This is a genomic window from Mycobacterium sp. E2699 (genome assembly GCF_001666745.1).
In the GTDB taxonomy this organism is placed as follows: domain Bacteria; phylum Actinomycetota; class Actinomycetes; order Mycobacteriales; family Mycobacteriaceae; genus Mycobacterium.
In genome coordinates this window covers 84013-107199 of the sequence record NZ_LZJH01000048.1, presented here as the reverse complement: position 1 = coordinate 107199, position 23187 = coordinate 84013, and the positions used below count along the sequence as shown (strand labels likewise).

Genomic DNA, 23187 nt, shown 5'->3' with positions numbered 1-23187 from the left:
GTGGTGAACGGACAGTGACGCAAAACCTCGGGCCGGGCCCCATCCACCGCTCCGAAACCACCAGCGCCGCACGGCCTGTCGCCGCCTCACCCGGCCGCCACTTCGGCGCGCAGTCATACGCGCGACCCCTGGCGGGGCTGGTGACCATCGTGCTGATCGGCCTGATCTTCGCCGTCGCGATCGGGCTGTTCCAGGGCTCCTTCACCACCAGCGTGCCCGTCACCGTCGTCTCGCCGCGCGCGGGCCTGGTGATGAACCCGGATGCCAAGGTGAAGATGCGCGGCGTCGAGGTGGGCAAGGTCGCCTCGATCGACACGCGGCCGAACGGCGAAGCCGTGCTGCACCTTGCGATGCAGCCGGCGCAGATGCACTTCATCCCGGCCAACGTGCTCGTCGACATCGCATCGACGACGGTGTTCGGCGCCAAGTTCGTTGAGCTGGTGCCGCCGGCCGAGCCGTCGGCGCAGCCGCTGCACGCGGGCCAGGTGCTCGAGGGCAAGCACGTCACCGTCGAAATCAACACGGTATTCCAGCAACTCACGTCGCTGCTGTCGACGATCGACCCGGCCAAGCTCAACGAGACCCTCGGCGCGATAGCGTCCGCGGTCAACGGCCGCGGCCACAAGATCGGCCAGATGCTGCGCGACCTGGATTCCTTCCTCGCCACCCAGGAGCAAAGCCTTCCGGCGCTGCGGCACGACCTCGAGACCCTGCCCGCGGTGAGCGACGCCTACGCCGACGCGGCGCCGCACCTGCTCGCCACGGCCGACAACGCCGTGCGGATCAGCAAGTCGATCGTCGACGAGCAGCAGAACCTGGATGCCTTCCTGATCAGTGCGATCGGCTTGGCGGACATGGGCAATGACGTGGTGGGCGGCAACAGGCAAGCGCTGACCGATGTCCTGCATCTGCTGGTTCCCACCACCGATCTGCTCAGCCAGTACCACCAGGCGCTGTACTGCGGCATAGCCGGGTCGCTGGGGAACCTGCACGCGCCGGACCTGCCCGAGCCGATGGTCAAGGTCACCGTCGTCCTCGGCCTCGGCGCCGAGCGCTACCGCTACCCGTCCAACCTGCCCAAGGTCGCCGCCACCGGCGGTCCGCAGTGCATGGATCTCCCGACGGTGCCCTTCGACGTCGCGCCGCCGTTCGTGGTGACGGACAACGGCTCCAACCCGACGCAGTACGGCAACCAGCAACTGCTGCTCAACTCCGACGCGCTCAAGCAGCTGCTGTACGGGCCGATCGATGGGCCGCCCCGCAACACCATGCAGATCGGAATGCCCGGATGACCGGCTCGCGCGGGATGATCCTCAAGTTCGGAGCGTTCGCCACCGTGATGGTTCTGCTGACCGTGTTCTTGTTCTTCATCTTCGGGCAGTACACCACCGGTTCGACGAACGGGTATTCGGCGCTCTTCACCGACGTGTCGCGGCTCAAACCCGGACAGACGGTGCGCGTGGCCGGGATTCGGGTGGGCACGGTCAACAGCGTCAGCCTGCGCGCCGACAAGAAAGTCGAGGTGAAATTCGACGCCGACCGCAGCGTGGTCCTCACCACCGGCACCCGCGCCCAGGTTCGCTACCTCAACCTGGTTGGTGATCGCTACCTCGAGCTGACCGAGGGCCCCGGATCCACCAAGGTGCTGCCGGCCGGGGCGCAGATCCCACTCGATCGCACCGCGCCGGCCCTCGACATCGATCTGCTGCTCGGTGGGCTGAAACCCGTTACCCAGGGCCTCAATCCGCAAGACGTCAACGCGCTCAGCGCGGCGCTCATCCAGGTCTTCCAGGGCGAGGGCGGAACCCTGCAGTCGCTGCTGTCGAAGTCGACGTCGTTTTCCAACACGCTGGCGGACAACAACCAAACCGTGCAGGAACTGATCGACAACCTCAATACCGTGGTGGCCACCGTCGACAAGGACGGCAGCAAGTTCTCCGGCGCCATCGACCGCCTGGAGAAACTGGTCAGTGGATTCGACCAGGACCGTGACACCATAGGCACCGCGATCACCGCCCTGGACAACGGGACCGCATCCATCGCCGATCTGCTCACCCGCGCCCGCCCGCCGCTGGCCGCGACGGTGGACCAAACGAGCCGGCTGGCCCCACTGCTCGACCAGGACAAGAACCTCATCGACACCTCGCTGCACAAGTTGCCGCACAACTACCGCAAACTGCTCAGGCTCGGTTCCTACGGCGCCTGGTTCCCCTACTACCTGTGCGGGCTGGCGCTGCGGGTGTCCGATCTGCAGTACCGGACCGTGGAAGTGGGCATCAAGCACCAAACCACCGGGCGCTGCGCGGAACCGAAGGATCCCGATGAATAAGTATCGCGGAGCGGGCCTCATCAAGGCCGGATTCATCGGCGCCGTCCTGATCGCGCTGGTCATCGCCGTCGGGTTGAACCCCGATCAGCTGGTGCAGCGGGCCACCACGGTCCGCTACCAGGCGCTGTTCGCCGACGCCGGCGGCCTCGCGCTGGGCAATGACGTGACCATCTCGGGAATCAAGGTCGGCAGCGTGACGGGCATGTCGCTGCAGAACGGCGACGTCCTGGTGACGTTCACCGCCAAGGGCAACGTGCTGCTCGGCTCGGCCAGCACCGCGCACATCAAGACCGGTTCACTGTTGGGCCAGCGGGTGCTCACCATCGACTCCGCGGGCACCGGCAATCTGCATCCGATGGCCGTCATCCCGGCATCGCGCACTTCCTCCCCCTACTCGCTGTCCGAGGCGGTGAGCGACCTCACGACCGACCTCCAGGGCACCAACACCGAGTCGCTCAACCAGTCCCTTGACACGCTGTCGGCGACCCTGAATCAGGTTGCGCCGCAACTGGGTCCCGCGTTCGACGGGATCAGCCGGCTGTCCCAGACGCTCAACGCCCGCAACCAGACGCTCGGTCAGCTGCTCAAGGGCGCCGCCGACGTCACCGGCGTGCTCGGGCAACGCAGCCAGCAGCTCAACACCCTGATCCTCAACGCCAACGACTTGTTGTCGATGCTGGTGGCGCGGCGGCAGGCGATCGTGCGGCTGCTGGCCAGCACGTCCGCGGTGGCCAAGCAGCTGTCCGGCGTGGTGCATGACAACGAGGCGAAGCTGGCGCCGACGCTGGAGAAGCTCAACTCCGTGACGGCGATGCTGGAAAAGAACCGCGACAATCTCGCCAAAGCCCTTCCGGGACTGGCGAAGTACGAGCTGACGCAGGGCGAGACCGTTTCCAGCGGCTACTACTACAACCCGTTCATTCCCAACCTTTTCCAGCTGGAATTCTTCCAGTGGTTGTTCGACTATGCCTTCGGGTTCCGCGCCTACGGCGCGCCCGGTCAACCACCGGACACCGCCGGCCCGCGGGCGTTCTTCCCGTGGCCGTTCAACCAGGACCCGGGAGGGCGGCCGTGACCGGGCTCGGGGCGATTCCGCGCAACAAGCTCAAGGTGGGGCTGGCGATCGCGCTGGCGGGGATCTTGGTCGTCGGCGCGGCGATCGCCACCCGCAACACCTTCTTTCGCCCGACGACGATCACCGCCTACTTCCCGACCGCCACGGCGATCTATCCGGGCGACGACGTGCGGGTGTCCGGCATGAAGGTCGGCACCATCGCGTCCATTCAGCCGCAGGGGACCCGGGCCAAGATGGTGATGCACGTCGATCGCGGGGTCCCCATCCCGGCGGACGCGAAGGCGGTGATCGTCGCCCAAAATCTCGTGGCGGCGCGCTACGTGCAGCTCACGCCGGCCTACCGGTCGAGCGGCCCCACCATGCGTGACGGCGCGGTGATCCCTGTCGAACGGACGGCGGTGCCGGTCGAATGGGACGAGGTCAAAACGCAATTGATGCGTCTGGCAACGGAATTGGGTCCCAACAGCAAGGTTTCCACCCCGGCGGTGTCGCGGTTCATCGACAGCGCCGCCGACGCGCTCGGTGGCGGCAACGGCGAGAAGTTGCGCCAGACGCTGGCGCAACTGTCCGGGGTGGCCCGGATCTTCGCCGAGGGCAGCGGCAATCTCGTCGACATCATCAAGAACCTGCAGACCTTCGTCGGGGCGCTGCGCGACAGCAACGTCCAGATCGTGCAGTTCGACAATCGGCTGGCGACGCTGACCAGCGTGCTCGACGACAACAGGTCCGATCTGGATGCGGCCCTGACGGACCTGGCGAGCGCGGTCGGTGACGTGCAGCGGTTCATCGCGGGCAGTCGCGATGCGACCTCCGAACAGGTCGCGCGGTTGGCCGACCTCACACAGATACTCGTCGACCAGAAGATGGCGTTGAAAAACGTGCTGCACATCTCGCCGACCGCGCTGGCCAACGCCTACAACGCCTACGACCCGGACACCGGGAACATCCGCGGCGGGGTCGGCCTGCAGAACTTCACCAACCCGACGTATGCCTGGTGCGCGGGCATCGGCGCCATCGAGAACGTCACCGCCGTCGAGACGGGCAAGCTGTGCGGCCTGTATCTGAGCCCGGCGCTGAAGGTGTTCAACCCGAACTTCATCGTCAACTTCAACTACCTCCCGATTCCGGTCAACCCGATCCTCGCCCCGTCCTTTGCCCCGCAAAACGTCGTCTACAGCGAGGACCGGCTCAAGCCCGGCGGGGAGGGCCCCCGGCCCGGCCCGCCGTTGCTGCCGCCGGCCGTGTCCGCGTACACCGGGCTGCCGGGCGACCCCGTCGGGCCGCCGGGTTCGGTGCCGCTGGGGCGGATACCCGGCGCGGCGATGCCGGAGCCCCCACCGGGCGAACCGCCGCCCGTCCCGCCGCCGCCGGCCTCGTCGCCACCGGCCGCACCGGCGAACGTTCAGGACATGCTGCTCCCGGGCGACGGAGCGCAACCGTGACCGCCCGGATCGCGATCCGGCGGGTGCTCGGCATCGGCTGCGCCGTCATGCTCGCCGTGAGCGGGTGTGCATTCAACGGCCTGAACTCGCTGCCGCTGCCCGGCGCGGTAGGACGCGGCCCGGGCGCCAACACCTACCACGTCGAGCTCGCCAATGTCGTGACGATGGAACCGAATTCGCCGGTGATGATCGACGACGTCATCGTCGGCAGCATCAGCAAGATGACGGTGCGCGGGTGGCACGCCGATGTCGAGATCTCGGTCAAGCCCGGCACGGTGATCCCGGCCAACGCGGTCGCGAGCGTCGGCCAGACCAGCCTGCTGGGCTCCATGCACCTGGCGCTGAATCCCCCGCTGGGCCAGCAGGGCACCGGACGGCTGCAACCTGGCGCCACGATTCCGCTGAACCGGTCCTCCACCTATCCGTCGACCGAGCAGACGCTGTCGTCGCTGTCGGTGGTCCTCAACGCCGGCGGGCTGGGGCAGTTCGGGGACATCATCCACAACTTCAACGCCGCGTTGTCCGGAAACGAAGGCGCGGTGCGCGATCTGCTCGAGCGGCTCGACAGGTTCGTGGGCACGCTCGATGAGCAGCGCGACAACCTCGTCGCGTCGATACGCTCGCTGAATCGCCTGGCCGGCACGTTCGCCGCGCAGCGCGACGTGATCACCCAGGCGCTGTACAAGATTCCGCCGGCGCTGGACGTGCTCATCAAGGAGCGCCCGCGCATCACGACCGCGCTGAACAAGCTCGGGACGTTCAGCAACACCGCGACCCGACTCGTCAACGACGCGGGCGACGACCTGGTGACGAACCTGAAGAATCTCGCGCCGGCGCTCGGTGCGCTCGCCGACATCGGGCCGGATCTCGACGCCGCCATCGCGTACGCGCCGACGTTCCCCTGGACCCAGAGCATCATCGACCGGTACATCCGGGGCGACTACCTCAACGGGTATTTCATCATCGACCTGACGAACGCCGGGCTCCGCAAGGGCATCCTGCGGGGCACGCACTGGGAACGGATCGGCGCCGAGGCCGTACCGGGGCCCGCGGATCCGGAGTACCTGCAATTCCGGTACGGCGCCCCACCCGGTGCGCCCGGCGGATTGGTGAAGCCCGGGCCGGTCGGCGAACCGGCACCGTTCGGGCCGCCGCCACCCTGGGCGCCGGTCCGGCCGGGACCGCCGCCCGCGGCGCAAGGGCCGGTCAACCCACAGTCGGGAGACGCACCACCCGCGGCGCCGCCGCCGGTGTCACCGTTGATCGCGGGCTTGACGTGGCTCGGGCCCGATGCGCAGAAGGGCCCCTCGTCGCTGCCGGGCCCGGCGCCATCCGCAGCGCCGGCGCCACCGGCCGACCAGGGTGCCCCGGTGCCCGCCGCGACGCCGACGGACGGGGGCTCGTAAATGCTGACCCGCTTCGTCCGCATTCAGTTGGCGATCTTCACGATCGTGGGGATCATCGGCGTGGTCGTCATGACGTTGTGGTACATCCAGGCCCCGACATTGCTCGGCATCGGCAAGATGACCGTGACGCTGAAACTGCCCGCCACCGGGGGCCTGTACCGCTTTTCCAACGTGACCTACCGTGGGGTGCAGATCGGCAAGGTGACCGCGGTGGGTCTGACCCCCGACGGCGCGAAAGCCACTCTGTCCCTTGATACTTCGCCGAAGATCCCGGCGGACCTGAAGGCGGAGGTGCTGAGCATCTCCGCGGTGGGCGAGTACTACGTCGATCTGCGGCCGCGGAACGACTCACCGCCCTACCTCCACGACGGCTCGGTCATCGCCGCGAACGACGCGACGATCCCCCAGCCGATCGGCCCCGTGCTCGACCAGTCCAGCAAGTTGATCAACAGCATTCCCAAGGGGAAGCTCGGTCAGCTGCTCGACGAGTCGTTCGACGCATTCAACGGCGCCGGTTACGATTTCGGGTCGCTGTTCGACAGTTCGTCGAGGTTGTCGGGTGACCTCAACGGCGTCGCCGACCGGACGCGAAGCCTGACTGAAGACACCGGACCTTTCTTGGACGCGCAGGCCCAGACCGCCGATTCGATCCGAACCTATGCGCGCAGCCTGGCCGGCTTCAGTGGACAGCTGGCGAAAGACGACCCGCAGTTCCGCACCCTGCTGCAACGGGGACCCGGAGCCCTGGACGAGGCGTCGCGGCTGCTGGACCAGATCAAGCCGACGCTGCCGGTGCTGCTGGCGAACCTCACCACGATCGGCCAGATCGGCGTGACCTATCACGCGTCACTCGAGCAGATGTTGGTCCTGCTGCCGCCGTTCACCGCGGCGATTCAGTCGTTCGTCGGCACGAAGTCCCCGACCGGGTTGGCTACGGGCGCCTTCAACCTCATCATCAGTGACCCGCCCGCGTGCACGGTCGGTTTCCTGCCGCCGAGCCAATGGCGTTCGGCGGCCGACACCCGTACCATCGACACGCCGGACGGGCTGTATTGCAAACTGCCGCAGGATTCACCCATCGCGGTGCGCGGCGCCCGCAACTATCCCTGCATGGGGCAGCCCGGGAAACGTGCGCCGACCGTCGAAATCTGCGAGAGCGACAAGCCTTTCCAGCCGCTGGCGATGCGACAGCACGTCTTCGGCACTTACCCGCTGGACCCCAACCTCATCGCGCAGGGCATCCCGCCCGACGACCGGGTCAACTGGAACCGAGAACGGATCTTCGGGCCGGTGGAGGGAACGCCGCTTCCCCCGGGTGCGGTCCCGCGCGGAACGCCCCCGGGTTCATCGTTGCCGCCGCCGGCGGCGCCGCTCAGCCCGCTGGCGCAAATGGGGGAGGTGTCACCCATAGCGCCGATCGATGTTCCGGCTTCCCCCGGCGGGTCACCGGCGCCCGCAGCGGCGAGCGCGCCGCCGCCCGCGCCGCCGCCGGCACCGCCCGCGCCGCCGTCGGCGGCGCCAAGTGCGTTCGGGCACAATGAATCTCAGGCCGGTCCATCGGTGGCGATCGCCCAGTACAACCCGCACACCGGCACCTACGTGACCCCGGACGGTCAGGTTTACCGCCAGTCGGATCTGGCGGCACCCACGACGCCCAAGGCGCCGAAAACCTGGAAAGACCTGTTCGCCACCTGATGCCGGCGTCAAGCCGGGTCAGGTGAGCCGGATCATCCGATCTTGTCGAGCCGGAACGGCTGGTCGATGTAGAGCGGCTTGTTGGTGCCGCAGGCGCCGCTGGGCCCGGACGTCTGTTCCCGTCCGGCGAGGACCGGCGACCCGTTCACTTTCTCACCGGTCTCCGGGTTGGCGGGATAGAAATGGATGACGTCGTGACCGGTGAATGACGTGCCGTCGGGACAGGTTGTCCAATTGGGAATGTCGCGTTTGACGAACCAGGTGGAGCCCTCGTTCATGAATATCGGTGCGGTCCAGCCCTGATCGCTGACGACCGTACCGTCGCACCGGTAGGCCGTGGAGCACGACGTGGTGATGGTCCAGGTGCTTCGCACCACCGGTTCCTGGTGAAACACCTCGTTCGTCCGGGCCCAGTCACCGACCACCGTGGCCGTGTACTTCCCGTTGATAGAGGGGTCGTAGGCCCGTGCGGACGGGGCCGCGTGCACGGCGCCGGCCACGCCGACGGCCACCAGGGTTGCGCTGATCGCCATATTTACCGGACGCATCATATGCTCCTTGACGCGCTGAATACCGCCAATTCCAAGCGAATCGAATTCACAGACTAACACCGCTGCGGCATGTCACGGAATGGTTTAGCCGATGCTCAGGGAAGGCGCTCACATGACATCGAATTTATCGATGAGCCACGATCCTTTTACCTTTGCCATCGTTACCTTCAGGCTGCTCGACGTCACCACCGGTTCCGGCTTGGCCCTACTCGTGGTCTTCTGCCTGATGAAGACAAGCACGACAGCCGAATTCGGGTGCAGTTCCGACACCGCGGCCTTGACCACGCTGGCGGTCGTCGTGACCTGGCCGCGCTGCGCCGACGGCTCCACAACCTGGTCGGCGAACCGTTGGTAGTAGGCCAGATAATCCTCGGTGAGCCGGGATTTGGCGTTCGCGAAATCGCGGTCAAGAGTCTCAGGAGAGTAGGACAGCAATGCCACCGCACCATCGCCGGCCGCCCTGATGACCTGTTGCGCCGCGGTGCGGTCGGTCTGCAAATCCGGATTGTAGTCGAAATAGAATATCCGGGCCGCATTGCCGAGGGTGGCAATCAGCAGGAGGGTCAACAGGATTGGACGCCACCGTGCCAGGCCACGCCGCGCCCAGCGCCTGATCGCGCCGGTTCGGCGGGTGGGCGCCGGCTGCGGAGTCGCGTCTGCGGGCGCCGCGCTGTCGACCGTCACGGGACGAACTCGAGTCTCGAAACCTTGAGCTGCCCGTTGTCGCGCTGGATGGTGACGACGATCCGCATCGACCGCGATTCCGGCTTAGGGTCACCGGGTTTGGTGATCTCGGACTTCGCCGCGATGAGGACAACCGCGGAATCCTGGCTCATGGACTGCACAGCCGCGGCTTGCACCGTGCCCTTGGAACTGACCTTGGACTGCTCGACAGCCTTGACGGCGTCCTCACCGCCCATCAAGATGCTGACCTTGAATGTCCCGGTAGTGTCGTCGACGAAGCGCTGCAGATCTTCTCGCGCCCTGGTCGCATCGATCGTCATCATCGTCACGATGGCATTGCGGGCCGCCGCGGCGAACTCCGAGCTGCGCTGCCTTTGCTGCACGACGCCGCGGTGATGCCACACCAGGTACCCGCTGCCCGCCAACGAGGCGCAGACGACGCCGACCGCTGCGATCGCGGCCACGGCCCTCCGGCGTGGGCGACGCAGCCGCCGCCGGCGCGGCGCCGACTCGGTCGCCTCGGCGGGGCTCCCGCATTTATCGCCCAGGGCCGCCTCGGCCTGTTGGCGCAACCGCATCGCCCGGGCGCGCGCGGCTTCGGCACGGGCTTCGGCCTCGGCGATTTCTGCGGCTTCTCCGACCGGGGAAGACGCTGGCGCCGACGGGGCCACCAGGGGTCGAGAGCCGGCGACGGTGGCCCCAGCGGGAAGCTTGCGCCGAGGCACTGGATCACCTCCTCGTCCGCGCCTACAGGAGAGCCACATTATCACTGCCAGGCGGGCATGCCGGCGGCGGCGACAGGCGCATTGGATGCATATCTTCTCGGAGCCGGAGAATTCTATTCCCAGCGGTGGGCCAAGTAATTTAAAGTGATCCCGTGCGATTCATCGTGGCAGCGGTCGCCGCATTTCTGGGCCTCGGCGTGTGCGTGGCGCCGACGGCCGGTGCCGCACCGGTGAATTGCGATTATCCGGACTGCACGCCGGGCATCATGCCGCATCAGGTGCTCGGTGCGCCGTGCGACAACACCACCTACTACGTCTTCGGAACCGCCGACTACTACGTGTCTTTCGCCACGCAGCCCGGGCGCCTGATGTTCTGCGGCTCGCCGAGGCGCTATCAGCCCCGGTGGTTCCGGTCCCCCCCGATGGCCGGGGTCAAGGACGAGGGCTCGTCGTGCGTCGACTACCCGGAGTACTACGTCGCGCAGGCGCCGGACGGCCTGTTCCTGGTCTGCAACGCGCACGACGGAACGCAGGTTTGGGAGCGCGGCGACACTTAGCCAGCGTCAGGGCCGGTTGTTCGGGATCTCCGGCCAGTCCTGGAACGGACTGGGTCCCCAGTAGTCGAAGTTGTGGACCGTGCCGTCCATGTCCCGATGGTGCGCGTCGTGGCAGGTGGTCGGATCCCATTGGGGTCCCCATGACGGGTCAAACGCCTGGCCCGGGCACCAGTGGTACCCGACGAACGGCCAGGGCGGGTTGTCGGCCTGAGCGACCGGGGTGGTGCCCAAGCCGGCGCTGACGATGATCGCTGCGGCGGCGACGCGCGCGACTGTCTTCATGAAAAGAACCGTACCCGAGCGCCCGGCGAACCGGTCAAAAAATTTGCGGAGCTCGCGGCCTCAGTCGAGCGCGCCGATCAATCGGCGCGTGATGCGCCCCAGCTGGGCACGCAGGGCGTCGTCGTCGATGTCGGCCACCAAGGGCGACACCACCCCGACCGCGATGGCCCCCGACAGCACCGCCGCCGACACCCGCGCGTCCTCGGCGGCGTCGTCGAGCAGCACACCGTAGAGGCGCTGGATGAATTCCTGGAATGGTTCGTGCTCACCCAGCAGCCGCACGATGACGGGATCGAACTGCAATGTGCTTGCCGCGCCGCGCCGTTCGACGGCGACATCGATGACCCGGTCGAGCAGCACATCCCGGGCCCTGCTCCGATGGTCATCCGCTTCCGCCGCCTCCAGGGCCTCCTCGAGACCGCCGAGTTCGCGCTCGGTGAGCGCGATGACGATTTGCTCCTTGGTCTTGTACTGGTGGTAGACGGCGGCCTTCGTGACCCCGATGGCGTCGGCGATCATCTGCAGCGAGGTCCCGCCCACACCATGCTCGGCGATCAACTGCAGCGCGGCATCGAGGATGCGCGTCTGTGCGGCGCTGCGCGTGATGAAGCGAAACCGGCTCCTGGTCGGCGGTGAAACCACACTCCGAAGCGTAGCCGATCGGCTATTGACCCCGGCTAGCCGATCGGCTAGTTTCCTGACTAGCCGAGCGCGGCCAACCGACCGGCGCGCTGGAGGGAGTCACCGATGACCGGCGTCGCCGCCGACAACGCTCCCGGCCACCCGCGAAAGGCATTGCGGCGCACCGACGGCGAGTTGATCCTGTTGTGGACGTTGCCCGTCACGCTGATCATCTGGATCGCCTGCTTCTTCCTGTTTCCGGGCTTCAACCCGCCGATGTCGCCGACGATGACGGCGGACCAGGTGGCCGCGTTCTACCGGGATCCGGCCCACCTCCCGCAAATCCGCTACAGCATGATCGTGTTCAACTGGTTCGGCGTTTGCCTGGTGCCGATTCTGGCGCTGATCGTCCTGCAGGTCCGCAGGATGGCCCATCGGACCCCGATCTTCTCCTACGCGCTGCTGGGCTGCGTGGCCGGCGGTCCGACCCTCTTCCTCATCGCGAACGTCTGCTGGCTGCTGGCCGCCTTCCGCACCGAACGCAGCCCCGAGCTGACCCAGTTGCTCAACGACTTCGCGTGGATAACGTTCACGATTCTCGTTCCCTTTCTCATTGGGCAAAGCGTGATCCTCGCCCTGGCAATCTATTTCGACGATCAGCCGCGCCCCGTCTTCCCGCGCTGGGTGGCCCATTTCAACCTGGTCGTGGCGGCCGCGCTGGTGCCCGCGGCGTTCGTCGGCGTGGCCCTGACGGGCCCGCTGGCCTGGAATGGCGTCCTGTCGTTCTGGGTGAAGAACGTTGCCATCGGCGTGTGGATCGTCATGATGGGCGTCGCGCTGGGCCGGGCGGTTTATCGCGAGCGCGCCGAGAACGCCAGGCGCGGAACGGAACTGGCCGGCGCATGAAGACAGTCCTCACGCCGTCGGCGTCCGAAGACACGCCGCCTTCGGGGCCGTTGCATCGCCGGCTCGGCTGGCACCTGCGGTACGGCCCCAAGCGCGAGTTGTGGCTGGCCTGGGCGGTGCTCGTCGTCTTCTACACCCTCTTCTTCCCGGTGTTCTTCATCGTGGCGCAGGTCCAGCCGCCGCCGCAGCCCACCTGGGACCTCGCGACGCAGGCGCACTGGTTTCACGAGCGCCACCTCGGGATACCGGTCGGCTTCGGCATCATCTTCGCTGTCGGCGGCATGATCGCGATCAATAACGCCCTCATCGCGTATTCGATGCGGCGAATGTCGGTCAGCCCGGCGTTCGGGTATTCGTACCTGGTCATCTACTCGCTCAGCGCCGTTCCCGGCATGCTGCTGCTCAACATCGCGCTGATCGTGGGGACGCTGCGACCCGAGCGAGACCCCGAAGCGCTCGGCTGGCTCTACGATTTCGCCTTCTTGTCCTTCGACGGGACCATGGGGGTTTTCCTGATCGGCTCGCTGATCTGGATGGCCGCGATCCTGCTCGACCGGAATCGGGTATTCCCCAAATGGTTCGGCTACCTCAACCTGTGCAACGCGCTCACCGAGGTCGTGGTGGCGCCGTGCTGGATCTTCCGGCGGGGCGTGCTGGCGTGGAACGGTCAGATCGCCTGGTGGCTGGACATGGTCGTGTTCGGCGTCTATCAGGTCACGTTCATCGTGATGCTGTTTCGCCTGATCCAGCGCGAGGACTTCGGCACCGGGCCGCTCCCGCTGTCTAAGGCCCGCCCGTCCGGGGAATCGGTGCCCGCGTGATTACCGAGGGGGCCGACCGGAGCACGCGCGCCCGATTCGTGCCCGGCCAGCCCGACATGTGGGTGTTCGTCCTGTTCGAAACGCTGGTCTTCACCGGGTATTTCGGCTTCTACCTGTTCTATCGCAGCCGAAGCCCGGAGCTCTTCCTGCACTCGCAGGCGCAGCTCGACCTGCGCATCGGGGTCGTCAACACGCTGGTGTTGTTGCTGAGCTCCTGGTCGGTGGCGCGCTGCGTCCAGTCGTCGCGGGCCGGCGCATACCGAGCGGCTCTCCGGGACGTCTTCATCACCTTCGCCTTCGCCGCGGTGTTCCTCTTCTTCAAGGTGTTCGAGTGGGTTCGGTTGGTCCGCGGGGGAAACGGCTTCGCCAGCAACGACTTCTTCACCTACTACTTCTTCCTCACCGGAATTCATTTCGTGCACCTGCTGATCGGTTTCTTCGTGCTGGGTGTCGTCGTCTACCAACTTCGAACCACCGCCCGGCGATCTCAGGAAATCATCGAAACCTGCGCCACCTACTGGCACACGGTCGATTTCCTGTGGGTGCTCATCTTCGCGCTGCTGTACGTGGTGAGGTGACCGGTGATCGCATTCAACAAACGGCTGTTGGTGGTTTGGCTGGTGCTGGCGTCGCTCACGCTGGCCTACCTGGCGATCGACCACTCGGCGGGTGGTTCGCGCGGGCCCAGCGCGGCGGTCACGTCCAGCGTCATCGTGATCGCGGTTATCAAGGTGCGCATCATCTTTCGCGAGTTCATGGAAGTCAGGCAAGCGCCGGCCCTGCTGTGCCGCCTGACGGACGCCTGGGTGATCCTGATCGCCGTGAGCCTGCTGGCGTGCTACTTCGCCGGGATGACGATGCGGTGATGCGCGGCGCCGATGCCTGCTCGGCAGTCAGGCCGGCGTGAAGGTCAGGTGCAGCTCGCTGAGCCCGCGCAGGATGTACGTCGGCTCATACGTGTAGCGGCGGTCGCCGGCGGGCCCGTGCTCGGCCTCGTCGATCTTGATGTCGACCATCCGGTCCAGGATGCGCTCGATGGAGACACGGCCTTCGACTCGGGCCAGCGGCCCACCCGGGCACGAGTGCACGCCGCGCGCGAACGCCATGTGCTCGCGGACGTTCTTGCGGCGGAGGTCGAACTCGTGCGGGTTCTCGAACCGGCGTGGATCGCGGTTGGCCGCGCCCGGCAGCACCATGACGACGGTGCCCGGAGCGATGTCGACGCCGCCAACCGTGGTGGCCTTCCGCGCCAGCCGCGAGTCACACTTGACGGGGCTGTCCATCCGCAGCGATTCCTCGATGAACCCCGGGATCAGGGTGCGGTCGTCACGCAGCTGTTGCTGGATGTCGGGCCGGTCGCCCATCACCTGCAGCGCGGCGCTCAGCAGCTTGGCCGTGGTTTCCTGCCCGGCCGCGAACAGGAACGTCGCCGAACGAACCACCTCGATGACCTCGGGCGTGGATCCGTCCGGATACTTCGCGGTCGCGAGGGAGGTGAGCACGTCGTTGCGCGGTTCGCGCCGCCGTTCCTCGATGTAGGAGCAGAACTTGTCGTCGAGCCATTCCAGCGGGTTGATGCCGACGCTCTCATGGTCGAGGGCACCCACCCGCGCGTCGGGGCGGTCGGCGCCCAGCACGACCCGAAACTCCTTGTGGTCTTCCTCGGGAACGCCGAGCAGGTCGGCAATCACCAAGGTGGCGAACGGTTTTGAGTATTCGCCGATGAATTCGCAGCGGCCGGTGACCAGAAATTCGTCGAGCTGGCGGTCGGCGAGCCGCCACATGAACTCCTCGTTCTGTTTCAGCCTGCTCGGTGTCAGCAGCTTGGCCAGCACCGACCGGGCGCGGGTGTGATCCGGCGGGTCCATGGTGACCATGTGCTCGTTCATCGGGAAGTAGCTGCGGTGCTCGTCGATCTGCGGGCTGATGTCGTCGCCCTCGGGCGCAAACGGCAGCGGCGGGAACGGCCCGCCCAGCGCGACGATGTTCGAAAAGGTGTCGGGGTCCTTGTAGACCTCGCAGGCCTCCTCGTAGCCGGTGACCGCGACGACGCCGTGGTGCGGCAGTCGCAGCACCGGGTTCCGGCTACGCAGGTAGTCGAAGTAGGGGTGCGGATCGGGAACGAGAGATTGATCGGTGAAGAAATCGATCGTGTCGAAGTCGCTCATGTTGTGCGTGCCTCCAAAAGCGGCGCCGGCCGAAGGGTGGTTCGGCGGCGAGACTCTGCGCCGCCCAAGTCCGATATGCGTGAAGTGCTGAGCACCTGCTTAGCATGGCGGTAATGTCAGGGTCAAGGTCGCCACGCCCGGCCGACTCCCGACCTGGCTACGATCGGGCATGGCGACACCGAGGTGTCGCCGGTACGTCGAGAGTACGGAGTCAAAGGCATGTCGTCTGCTTCCGCGGCCCGCAGGCTCGGGGCGCCGGACGCGAAGAACCGCGGCCTGCTGCTCGATGCGGCCGAGCAGTTGATGATCGAAGAGGGCTATGCGGCCGTCACGTCGCGCCGGCTCGCCAGCCGCGCCGGGCTCAAACCCCAGTTGGTGCACTACTACTTCCGCACCATGGACGAGCTTTTCCTCGACGTCTTCCGCCGCCGCGCCGAGGAGGGCCTGCGCGTGCAGGCGCGAGCGCTGCAAAGCCGTCAGCCGCTGTGGGCGCTGTGGAGATTCGGCACCGATCCCGGGTTCACCCGCATCTCAATGGAGTTCATGGCGCTGGCCAACCACCGCAAGGAGATGCGAGCCGAAATCGCCTATTACGCCGAACGTTTCCGCGAGGAGCAGCGTCAGGTGGTGGCCGCGGCGCTGCAGCGTTACGGCGCCGAGAGCGAGGACGTGTCGCCGGTGGTGTGGACGGTCCTGATGACCAGCCTGTCGCGGTTCCTGGTGCTCGAGCAGGCCGTTGGGATTGCCGGCGGTCACGCCGAAACCCTGGAGCTGGTCGAGAGTTACCTGCGCCGACTGGAGGGTGAGCCGCAGCCCATTGCCGGGGTGCCGCCCACCTGGGTCGTTCACCAGGTTCGCAACGAGCAGAGCGCCCCTTTGGGGCCGATCTTGGAGACCACTACCTTGCCGTCCACCGACAAATCGCATTGAATGCCGCCCGCTGCCATCGGTTCATGACCGGTGGTGGCGGTGACCATCGCCCACTGATCGGGGTTGAGCAGGTTCACCGGCTGCACCCATGGCTTACCCGGCCCGACATCGGCGTGGACCTGCGGCGTGAAGACATAGGGGTTGTGGCTGTAGTCGGAGAACAGCGTCGGATCCTGATCCTGGTAGAAGATGTCCACGTAGGCCGGGCTCGTGGACGTGACGACGTACACGACCTGGTGGAAGACCGGGTCGGCGTGTGCCCGCCCGGGGTTGACCGCCCAGGCCGCCAGTCCGAGCAACATCGCCGAGCCGAGGCCCAACAGTTTCTTCGCGGTGCTGGTCATCTCGCTCCTCCGGCTGCCGGGCGCGGACTGGCGGTGCGGTTCATCACCCGCTCTGCGGCCTGCCAGTGGGCGTCGGCAACCCACAGCCGTGCAAAGGATGCTATCGCTTCATCAGCGGAAACGCCGCTGATTACCCGTTTTATCTCGGCAGCCGGGTGGCGGGCCAGCGACGTGGCAACCGATCGCCACCCGTCGTCGAACGAGGCGCGGGGCAAAACCAGGTCCACCAAGCCGATCCGCTCCGCCTCCGCGGCACCGAGGGTCATTCCCGTGCCCGCCAGCAGCAACGCCTTGCTCTTTCCGACGATCGCGGCCAGTCGTTCGGCGCCGCCCCACGCCGGCATGATCTCCAGCGTCACCTGATTGAAGGCGATCTTGATGTCGTCGGCGGCCACCCGGATGTCGGCGGCGACGGCGAATTCGGCGCCGCCGCCGAAGGCGTGGCCGTTCAGGGCGGCCACGACCGGCGCCGGAAACGCCGCCAGCTGGTCGCAGATCGACCTCATCCGTCTGGCCATCGCGGCGGCGTCTGCCTCGGTGCGCAGCGCGCTCAGCTCCTTGAGATCCCCGCCGGAGACGAACGCCCGATCGCCCGCGCCCTTGATGACGAGGGTGCGCGCACCCGCCGCGGCGTCGATCGCCTTCTCCAGCTGCTCCATGGTGTCCAGGGCGATGGCATTGCGCGCGTGCGGGCGATCGATGGTGAGCACCGCCAGCCCGTCATCGAGCTCCAGGTCCACCATGGGGTCATCGCTCCAGTGATCGGGACGGCCGGGAATCGCCGATATTGGCATTCTCTTGCGGGGAGAATAACATCATCGCGGCAGGCCAAGAACTGTCGTCAGCGGGATCGAGGTGGCCGAGTGCGTAACCGAATCGTGGCGATTGCCGCCGCGGCGCTTGCCGTAACCGGCGTCGGCGCCTGCAGCCCGAAGCCGCAAAGCCCGATCTCCAGCTCCGCGTCGGTGTCGGTCAACGGCAACGACGCGAACATCCATGTGGTCAAGTGCAGCCAGCTGGAGTGGTATCGGACGATCGAGATCGGCGGCGATTTCGCCGGGGCGAAGGTCGTCATCGACCAACGCGCCGAGCCGCTCACCGCCGAGTCGGTGCGAATCCAGAATCTGGGCGGCTTCACCGGCATGTACTCGGCGCATGACGGGGGCAACGCGGACATGACCCTGAGCGGTGAGAGGTTCACGATCACCGGGACCGCCAACGGCTACAAGACCGACAAGCCGGGCGAACCGGCTTCCGCGTCGTTCAAAATCGTCGCGACCTGCTGACCGGGGGGTTCGTTAGTCGCCGCCGAGCGTCCCCAAAAGGCCGTACTCTCTAGGGCTCTCGCCGCTCGCTGGACGCGGTCGCACGTAACGTCTTCACATAGGCCTCGGCGACGGGTCGCGGTCGCGCCAGCGGACCGCGGTGGTCCAGGCCCGGCATGTCGGTGACGCCCGCGGCTGGCAGCCTGGCGGCGATTGCGGTCGCCGCCGTCCGGAAGTAGGGCGGGCTGTGTTGGCCGACCATGAAGTGCACTGGCGTCGAGATCGCGTCGTATGCCGACGCCGGTCCGTCCAGACGCAACGCCTCCCGCCCTTCCTTGGGAACCGTTGGCAGCACCTCGCGTTCGGCTTTCCACACGGTGTTCACCCCGAGCCGGCTGACCGCCAGAGTCACCCCGAAAGGCAGGTTGTCGAGGTGACGCCCGATCTGGAGGCCGCGGGTCAGCTCGGCTATCGCACGTGCGTGACGTCCCTCTTCGACGGACCGGGTGAACGAGGGCAGGAATCCCAGTGGCATGGAACCGGCGACGCTCACCGCGGCGTCGTAGACCACCACGGAGTGAAGTTGCTCGCGATGCGCCCGCAGGGCCGTTTGCAGGGCGGTCAGTCCGCCGAAGCTGTGTCCGAACAGGTGTCGGGAGCCGGTCTCCTCCAGGACCGCCAGAGCGTCGTCGCACTCTCGATCCATCCCGTACGCCTCGCCTTGGGGACCGCTTGCGCCGCGACCCCGTCGCTGGACCACATGTACGGTGTGTGATCCGGCCAAAGCCTGCGCGAAGCGGCGATATCGGGCCGGCGGCGCCAGCGAGCCGGACAGAACGACGACGCCGGGCCCCGCGCCGATGCTGTCGAAGGCAATGCGGGTGCCGTCCGGGGAGGTGACGAATCGGCGGCGGAAATGGCGGCTGGCCATGTGACTCCATTCGTGTCCTGTGCCCCGCGTGCAATGTATCGCGTCTGTGCCCACGAACGACGAGACCACTGGCAGTTGCGGCATCCGCGATACGAGAATAATATTCTCCCAAATTGCGAAGGAGGATTTCATGGGGCAGCTGTCACATCGGGAGGACGTCCCGTTCCCGATCTTTGACGCGGATAACCATCTCTACGAGCCGCCGGAGGCGCTGACCAAGTTCCTGCCCAAGGAGTACAAGGACTACGTCCAGTACGTGCAGATCAACGGGCGCACCAAGATCGCGATCCGCGGCCACATCAGCAACTACATCCCCAACCCGACCTTCGAGGTCGTCGCCCGCCCGGGCGCGTGGGAGGAGTACTTCAAGTACGGCAACCCGGACGGCAAGAGCAAGCGCGAGCTGTTCGGCGAGCCGATGCGCGCGATCCCGGCGTTCTTCGAGCCCGGCCCGCGGCTGGAGAAGATGAACGAACTGGGCCTGGACCGCACCCTGATGTTCCCGACGCTGGCCAGCCTGCTGGAGGAGCGGCTGCGCGACGACCCGGTGGCCATCCACGTCCTGATCCACGCGCTGAACGAATGGCTCGATGAGGTCTGGGGCTTCAACTACCAGAACCGGATCTTCACCACCCCGGTCATCACGCTGCCGATCGTCGAGAAGGCGATCGAGGAGCTGGAATGGGCGGTCAAGCGCGGTGCGCGCTGCATCCTGATCCGCCCGGCTCCCGTCCCCGGCTTCCGCGGCCCGCGGTCGTTCGCGGTGCCCGAGTTCGACCCGTTCTGGGAGCGGGTCGTCGAGCACGATGTGCTGGTCGGCATGCACTCGAGCGACAGCGGCTACTCCCGCTACACCTCCGAGTGGGACGGCGCCGAGCAGGAGATGCTGCCGTTCCAGACCAACGCGATGGGCATCCTCAACGAGTGGCGGCCGATCCAGGACGCGGTGGGCTCGTGGGTGATCCACGGCGCGCTCTACCGCCACCCGAAGCTGAAGGTGGCGATCGTCGAGGCCGGTTCCAAGTGGATGACCCCGTTGCTGGACGGGCTGGCCGAGGTCTACCGCAAGGCGCCGGAAGTCTTCCCGAGCGACCCCGTCGAGATGGTCAAGAGTCGCATCCACGTCAGCCCGTTCTTCGAGGACGGCATCGACGATCTGGTCAACCTCGTCGGCGTGGACCGGGTGCTGTACGGCTCGGACTGGCCGCACCCCGAAGGGCTGGCCGAGCCGACTTTCTACGTCAACGCGCTGTCGCACTTGTCCGTTGACGACCAGGCGAAGATCATGGGCGGCAACCTCGGTCGGCTCGTCACGGTGTGACGGCTCGCCGCCGGTCGGCGACGTCGCAGTGGGGGTGCCCCCAGCCGTGAAGCGGCGAGGGGGACGCGAAGCGCGATGAGGAGCCGGCCAATCGAACCTGAGTGGCGGACCATCCCCGAGATGGTCTTGAGCGCGGCGGACCGGTTCGGCGACGCGGAAGCGGTCGTCGACGGTCCGCTGCGTTTCACGTTTACCGAAATCGTCGAGCGGATTCGTTGTGCCGCAGGAGCTTTCGCGGACTTCGGTGTCGACAAGGGCGATCGGGTCGCGATCTGGGGACCGAACTCGGCCGAGTGGATCATCGCCGCATTCGGACTGCTGACCGCGGGCGGCGTGCTGGTGCCGGTGAACACCCGATTCAAGACCGAGGAAGCGGGCGACATCATCGCGCGCAGCGGCGCCAAGGCCGTGCTGGTGCAAAAAGGATTTCTGGACCAGGACTACGTTGCGCCGCCGGCGATACCCGTCTTCGATCTGAAGTCCGACTTCCTTTCCAGCGGTTCGCCGTTCGAGCGGCCGGTGGACGGCAACGACGTCTCGGACATCATCTTCACGTCGGGCACGACGGGGCGCCCGAAAGGCGCGATGATGAATCACCGCCAGACGCTGCGCATGTACGACGAGTGGGCGACGCTGGCGGACCTGCGCGAGGGTGACCGCTATTTGCAGATCAACCCGTACTTCCACACGTTCGGTTTGAAGGCCGGGCTCATCGCGTCGTTCCTGCGCGGCGCGACGATGCTGCCGGTCGCGGTGTTCGACGTCGACCTGGTCGTGGATCTCATTGAGCGCGAACGCATCACGATGCTCCCCGGTCCGCCGACGCTGTATCACTCGCTGCTGACGGTCCGCGACAAGGCCAAGTTTTCGACGTTGCGGGCGGGCGTGACAGGCGCGGCCGACATTCCCGTCGAACTGGTGCGCCGCATCCACGGCGAATTGCCTTTCCAGACGTTGATGACCGGATACGGCCTCACCGAGGCCGGCAACGTGACGCTGTCCCGGCCCGGTGATTCCTTCGAGGACGTGGCCACCACGGCGGGGCTGCCCTGCGACGGGGTCGAGGTGCGCATCGCCGAGGACGGCGAGGTGTTGGTCCGCGGCTACGGCGTCATGCAGGGCTACCTCGACGATCCCGTTGCGACCGCTGACGCGATCGACGCCGACGGCTGGCTGCACACCGGAGACCTGGGCAACCTGGATGAGGCGGGCCGCCTGCGCATCGTCGGACGCAAGAAGGACATGTTCATCGTCGGCGGATTCAACGCCTACCCCGCGGAGATCGAAGGCTTCCTGATGCACCACCCGGCCGTCGCGCAGGCGGCGGTGATCGGCGTTCCCGACGAGCGGCTCGGGCAGGTGGGCAAGGCGTTCGTGGTCTGCAACGACCGCAAAAATACTGTCAGCGCTGAGGAATTGATCGGCTGGTGCCGCGAACGCATGGCGGGCTTCAAGGTGCCGCGGTCGGTGGAGTTTCGGGAAGCGCTGCCGCTCAACGCCACCGGGAAAGTGGTCAAGGACTTGTTGAGTTAGGACCGGGTCTGGCTGTCGTGGGCCCGAAACGTCTCGCGTCAGGCGTCGAAAAATGTCGTTCCAACACCGGCGGGGCTGTTCGAGACGTAGATCGGTTCCAGCGTGAACGGATAATTCCCACTGTTGAACGGGTTACCCGACGACGCGACCTGCGGGGTGTAGGGCGCGGTGACCGTCTGCGAGTACAACTCCTGGCCGGTGCTGGTATAGACCGTGATCGTCGTTCCGATCGGCAGGGGCTCGTCGACGGGAAAATTCGGCGCGGCGGACATCGGGATGGATCCGGCCCTCCCGCCGGAGTCGATGAGCGAGTCGCTCACGGTGTGGAGTGGCCCGTTGTCGATCTGTACCTGCAGGCCACTGGTATGCGGCGCTCCGGAAACCGATGCGACGGGAGTTAGCGGGTTGGGGCCGAAGGCAACGACACCGGCCGGTTCGTTGATGAGTTCACCCTGGCTGAGGTTTCCCGGCAACGCCAGCGTCACGGGGTCGGGGAATGGGTGCCCGTCGTTCGGGCCGACGCCGAGAAACGCGGTCAGGGACGAAAGCGGGATCTGTATCGGAGTGCCCCCGTTTATCGTCTGCGTCGCGGAGGTGGCCACGCCAACGGTGATCGGCGTGGTGACGATTCCATTCCCGAGATCCACCGTGGTTGTGTACTTGTTGTAGTAGACGGTTTTGAAGTTGGAGCTGTTGTCCTCGTACGTGACTTGACTCGACCCGGTGCTCATGCCGAGCTTCGCCAAGTCGACGTCTTGGGGCGGGACCACGAGGCCGGTGGATCCGGTGTCGAACACGACGGGTGCCGTCGGTCCGCCGCCGATGGAGATGTTCACGATCGGCCTGCCGAACTGATCCACCTGCACGAGGATTTCGTTCGCCGGTAATGGTGTACTCGCCCCGGTGGCGCCGGACGTGCCCCATAGCCAGCCGCCGCGTCCTCCCGGTCCGCCGGGACCGCCCGGCCCGCTGACCCCGCCCATGCCGCCGTTGCCGATCAGACCCGCGGGCCCGCCGGCACCCCCGGCGGCCCCGGCGAAGGTGCTGTCGCCGCCTTTGCCGCCGCTGCCGTATAACCATCCGCCGGCCCCGCCCGGGGTCCCTACCCCTTGGGAGTTGGTGTAGCCGTTGGCGCCGTCGCCGATCAGCGGTCGCCCGGTCAGCGCGTTGCTGGAGGCATTGACCAGCCCCAAAACGTCGTTCTCCAGGGTCTTCAGCGGCGACGCACCGGCCGCCTCCGACACCGCGTAAGACTCCCCGGCGGCGTTCAGCGCCTGCGCGAATCGGGCCTGAAATGCGTTGCCTTGAGCGCTGAGTGCCCGATAAGCGTGCGCGTACGAAGAAAACAACGACGCGATCGCAGCTGAGACTTCGTCCCCGGCGGCGGCTGCCACGTCGCTGGTCGCCGCCGCCGCCGCGGCGTTGGCTGCGTCCAGTGCCGCAGCGATGCCCGCCACGTCGGTCGCCGCCGCACCGAGCATCTGCGGAGCCGCCAGCACGTACGACATCGTTGCCCTCTCACCGCGAATCGCGCACCTGCCATCGGTGCAACGCAGTTTAGCGCCATACGACACGTACCGGCAGCCTGTCTGATCGGCCTG

Annotated in this window: 25 protein-coding genes; 15 read left to right on the top strand and 10 right to left on the bottom strand. The window is 66.7% G+C overall.

All coding sequences use genetic code 11. From position 1 onward, the window contains the following. Positions 1-14: 14 nt before the first annotated feature. From A5696_RS06345 to A5696_RS06320, 6 genes are read left to right on the top strand one after another with little or no spacing between them, the layout of a single operon-like run. Complete coding sequence (locus A5696_RS06345; protein ID WP_067875059.1) at positions 15-1292, top strand: MCE family protein; 1278 nt, start codon at positions 15-17, stop codon at positions 1290-1292. After that, positions 1289-2329, top strand: a complete 1041-nt coding sequence (locus A5696_RS06340) for an MCE family protein (RefSeq protein WP_067875056.1) — start codon at positions 1289-1291, stop codon at positions 2327-2329. Before A5696_RS06345 ends, A5696_RS06340 begins: the two co-directional genes overlap by 4 nt. Beyond that, complete coding sequence (locus A5696_RS06335) at positions 2322-3404, top strand: MCE family protein (protein ID WP_067875053.1); 1083 nt, start codon at positions 2322-2324, stop codon at positions 3402-3404. Before A5696_RS06340 ends, A5696_RS06335 begins: the two co-directional genes overlap by 8 nt. Next, complete coding sequence (locus A5696_RS06330) at positions 3401-4846, top strand: MCE family protein (protein WP_156738274.1); 1446 nt, start codon at positions 3401-3403, stop codon at positions 4844-4846. Before A5696_RS06335 ends, A5696_RS06330 begins: the two co-directional genes overlap by 4 nt. After that, positions 4843-6252 carry an MCE family protein gene (locus tag A5696_RS06325; RefSeq protein WP_082956557.1) on the top strand — a complete coding sequence of 470 codons (1410 nt, stop codon included), beginning with the start codon at positions 4843-4845 and terminating at the stop codon, positions 6250-6252. Before A5696_RS06330 ends, A5696_RS06325 begins: the two co-directional genes overlap by 4 nt. Further along, positions 6253-7947, top strand: a complete 1695-nt coding sequence (locus A5696_RS06320; protein WP_067875050.1) for an MCE family protein — start codon at positions 6253-6255, stop codon at positions 7945-7947. Between the two features lie 32 nt (positions 7948-7979). Here A5696_RS06320 and A5696_RS06315 read toward each other — a convergent pair whose 3' ends face one another. From A5696_RS06315 to A5696_RS06305, 3 genes are all read right to left on the bottom strand, one after another. Then, positions 7980-8495, bottom strand: a complete 516-nt coding sequence (locus A5696_RS06315) for a hypothetical protein (protein ID WP_067875282.1) — start codon at positions 8493-8495, stop codon at positions 7980-7982. A gap of 111 nt (positions 8496-8606) precedes the next feature. Beyond that, positions 8607-9182, bottom strand: coding sequence for a twin-arginine translocation pathway signal (locus tag A5696_RS06310; protein ID WP_231964245.1), 576 nt, complete (start codon positions 9180-9182; stop codon positions 8607-8609). Next, complete coding sequence (locus tag A5696_RS06305) at positions 9179-9907, bottom strand: hypothetical protein (RefSeq protein ID WP_067875047.1); 729 nt, start codon at positions 9905-9907, stop codon at positions 9179-9181. The genes A5696_RS06310 and A5696_RS06305 overlap by 4 nt, the downstream gene beginning before the upstream one ends. A 152-nt stretch (positions 9908-10059) precedes the next feature. On the opposite strand from A5696_RS06305, the gene A5696_RS06300 reads away from it, so the two are divergent. Next, positions 10060-10464, top strand: coding sequence for a hypothetical protein (locus A5696_RS06300; RefSeq protein WP_067875044.1), 405 nt, complete (start codon positions 10060-10062; stop codon positions 10462-10464). A 6-nt stretch (positions 10465-10470) separates the two neighbouring features. Here A5696_RS06300 and A5696_RS06295 read toward each other — a convergent pair whose 3' ends face one another. Together A5696_RS06295 and A5696_RS06290 are read right to left on the bottom strand one after the other, a co-directional pair. Beyond that, positions 10471-10746 carry a hypothetical protein gene (locus tag A5696_RS06295; RefSeq protein WP_067875041.1) on the bottom strand — a complete coding sequence of 92 codons (276 nt, stop codon included), beginning with the start codon at positions 10744-10746 and terminating at the stop codon, positions 10471-10473. A 60-nt stretch (positions 10747-10806) separates the two neighbouring features. Then, entirely contained in the window at positions 10807-11388 is a 582-nt protein-coding gene (locus A5696_RS06290) for a TetR/AcrR family transcriptional regulator (protein ID WP_067875039.1), read from the bottom strand. A 105-nt stretch (positions 11389-11493) separates the two neighbouring features. On the opposite strand from A5696_RS06290, the gene A5696_RS06285 reads away from it, so the two are divergent. The 4 genes from A5696_RS06285 to A5696_RS06270 are packed head-to-tail and all read left to right on the top strand — an operon-like array spanning position 11494 to position 13960. After that, positions 11494-12273 carry a hypothetical protein gene (locus A5696_RS06285; RefSeq protein ID WP_067875036.1) on the top strand — a complete coding sequence of 260 codons (780 nt, stop codon included), beginning with the start codon at positions 11494-11496 and terminating at the stop codon, positions 12271-12273. Next, positions 12270-13094: a hypothetical protein gene (locus A5696_RS06280; protein ID WP_067875033.1), complete on the top strand. Its 825-nt coding sequence runs from the start codon at positions 12270-12272 to the stop codon at positions 13092-13094. Before A5696_RS06285 ends, A5696_RS06280 begins: the two co-directional genes overlap by 4 nt. Positions 13095-13150: 56 nt before the next feature. Next, positions 13151-13672 (top strand): cytochrome c oxidase subunit 3, encoded by a 522-nt coding sequence (locus A5696_RS06275; protein ID WP_369803302.1) that lies wholly within the window; start codon positions 13151-13153, stop codon positions 13670-13672. Positions 13673-13678: 6 nt separating this feature from the next. Continuing rightward, the gene (locus A5696_RS06270; RefSeq protein ID WP_369803301.1) at positions 13679-13960 is read left to right on the top strand and encodes a cytochrome C oxidase subunit IV family protein; all 282 of its coding nucleotides are present in this window, start codon (positions 13679-13681) and stop codon (positions 13958-13960) included. A gap of 27 nt (positions 13961-13987) precedes the next feature. Here A5696_RS06270 and A5696_RS06265 read toward each other — a convergent pair whose 3' ends face one another. Beyond that, the gene (locus A5696_RS06265; RefSeq protein ID WP_067875029.1) at positions 13988-15262 is read right to left on the bottom strand and encodes a cytochrome P450; all 1275 of its coding nucleotides are present in this window, start codon (positions 15260-15262) and stop codon (positions 13988-13990) included. A gap of 219 nt (positions 15263-15481) precedes the next feature. Between A5696_RS06265 and A5696_RS06260 the strand changes: the two genes are divergently transcribed. After that, positions 15482-16192, top strand: coding sequence for a TetR/AcrR family transcriptional regulator (locus A5696_RS06260; protein ID WP_067875026.1), 711 nt, complete (start codon positions 15482-15484; stop codon positions 16190-16192). Here the strand turns inward: A5696_RS06260 and A5696_RS06255 are convergent. Both A5696_RS06255 and A5696_RS06250 read right to left on the bottom strand, forming a co-directional pair. Further along, positions 16108-16536, bottom strand: coding sequence for a hypothetical protein (locus A5696_RS06255; RefSeq protein ID WP_067875023.1), 429 nt, complete (start codon positions 16534-16536; stop codon positions 16108-16110). The genes A5696_RS06260 and A5696_RS06255 overlap by 85 nt on opposite strands. Next, positions 16533-17279: an enoyl-CoA hydratase/isomerase family protein gene (locus A5696_RS06250; protein WP_067875020.1), complete on the bottom strand. Its 747-nt coding sequence runs from the start codon at positions 17277-17279 to the stop codon at positions 16533-16535. Before A5696_RS06250 ends, A5696_RS06255 begins: the two co-directional genes overlap by 4 nt. A 120-nt stretch (positions 17280-17399) precedes the next feature. Here A5696_RS06250 and A5696_RS06245 point away from each other — a divergent pair, with 120 nt between their 5' ends. Then, positions 17400-17822: a lipoprotein LpqH gene (locus A5696_RS06245; protein WP_067875017.1), complete on the top strand. Its 423-nt coding sequence runs from the start codon at positions 17400-17402 to the stop codon at positions 17820-17822. A gap of 49 nt (positions 17823-17871) precedes the next feature. Here A5696_RS06245 and A5696_RS06240 read toward each other — a convergent pair whose 3' ends face one another. Further along, the gene (locus A5696_RS06240; protein ID WP_067875014.1) at positions 17872-18732 is read right to left on the bottom strand and encodes an alpha/beta fold hydrolase; all 861 of its coding nucleotides are present in this window, start codon (positions 18730-18732) and stop codon (positions 17872-17874) included. A gap of 130 nt (positions 18733-18862) precedes the next feature. Between A5696_RS06240 and A5696_RS06235 the strand changes: the two genes are divergently transcribed. Then, positions 18863-20053 carry an amidohydrolase family protein gene (locus A5696_RS06235; RefSeq protein WP_067875011.1) on the top strand — a complete coding sequence of 397 codons (1191 nt, stop codon included), beginning with the start codon at positions 18863-18865 and terminating at the stop codon, positions 20051-20053. 75 nt (positions 20054-20128) lie between these two features. After that, the gene (locus tag A5696_RS06230; RefSeq protein WP_082968935.1) at positions 20129-21586 is read left to right on the top strand and encodes a FadD3 family acyl-CoA ligase; all 1458 of its coding nucleotides are present in this window, start codon (positions 20129-20131) and stop codon (positions 21584-21586) included. A 38-nt stretch (positions 21587-21624) separates the two neighbouring features. Here A5696_RS06230 and A5696_RS28815 read toward each other — a convergent pair whose 3' ends face one another. Then, positions 21625-23094, bottom strand: coding sequence for a PecA family PE domain-processing aspartic protease (locus tag A5696_RS28815; RefSeq protein ID WP_067875004.1), 1470 nt, complete (start codon positions 23092-23094; stop codon positions 21625-21627). Between the last annotated feature and the right edge of the window lie 93 nt (positions 23095-23187).

Excerpts from the sequence above, each read along its gene's own strand:
- A5696_RS06255 (WP_067875023.1), bottom strand. The coding sequence starts at position 16,536 with ATGACCAGCACCGCGAAGAAACTGTTGGGCCTCGGCTCGGCGATGTTG.
- A5696_RS06320 (WP_067875050.1), top strand. The coding sequence starts at position 6,253 with ATGCTGACCCGCTTCGTCCGCATTCAGTTGGCGATCTTCACGATCGTG.
- A5696_RS06265 (WP_067875029.1), bottom strand. The coding sequence starts at position 15,262 with ATGAGCGACTTCGACACGATCGATTTCTTCACCGATCAATCTCTCGTT.
- A5696_RS06240 (WP_067875014.1), bottom strand. The coding sequence starts at position 18,732 with ATGGCCAGCCGCCATTTCCGCCGCCGATTCGTCACCTCCCCGGACGGC.
- A5696_RS06335 (WP_067875053.1), top strand. The coding sequence starts at position 2,322 with ATGAATAAGTATCGCGGAGCGGGCCTCATCAAGGCCGGATTCATCGGC.
- A5696_RS06280 (WP_067875033.1), top strand. The coding sequence starts at position 12,270 with ATGAAGACAGTCCTCACGCCGTCGGCGTCCGAAGACACGCCGCCTTCG.
- A5696_RS06295 (WP_067875041.1), bottom strand. The coding sequence starts at position 10,746 with ATGAAGACAGTCGCGCGCGTCGCCGCCGCAGCGATCATCGTCAGCGCC.
- A5696_RS06260 (WP_067875026.1), top strand. The coding sequence starts at position 15,482 with ATGTCGTCTGCTTCCGCGGCCCGCAGGCTCGGGGCGCCGGACGCGAAG.
- A5696_RS06275 (WP_369803302.1), top strand. The coding sequence starts at position 13,151 with ATGTGGGTGTTCGTCCTGTTCGAAACGCTGGTCTTCACCGGGTATTTC.
- A5696_RS06340 (WP_067875056.1), top strand. The coding sequence starts at position 1,289 with ATGACCGGCTCGCGCGGGATGATCCTCAAGTTCGGAGCGTTCGCCACC.
- A5696_RS06315 (WP_067875282.1), bottom strand. The coding sequence starts at position 8,495 with ATGCGTCCGGTAAATATGGCGATCAGCGCAACCCTGGTGGCCGTCGGC.
- A5696_RS06230 (WP_082968935.1), top strand. The coding sequence starts at position 20,129 with ATGAGGAGCCGGCCAATCGAACCTGAGTGGCGGACCATCCCCGAGATG.
- A5696_RS06235 (WP_067875011.1), top strand. The coding sequence starts at position 18,863 with ATGGGGCAGCTGTCACATCGGGAGGACGTCCCGTTCCCGATCTTTGAC.
- A5696_RS06250 (WP_067875020.1), bottom strand. The coding sequence starts at position 17,279 with ATGGTGGACCTGGAGCTCGATGACGGGCTGGCGGTGCTCACCATCGAT.
- A5696_RS06285 (WP_067875036.1), top strand. The coding sequence starts at position 11,494 with ATGACCGGCGTCGCCGCCGACAACGCTCCCGGCCACCCGCGAAAGGCA.
- A5696_RS28815 (WP_067875004.1), bottom strand. The coding sequence starts at position 23,094 with ATGTCGTACGTGCTGGCGGCTCCGCAGATGCTCGGTGCGGCGGCGACC.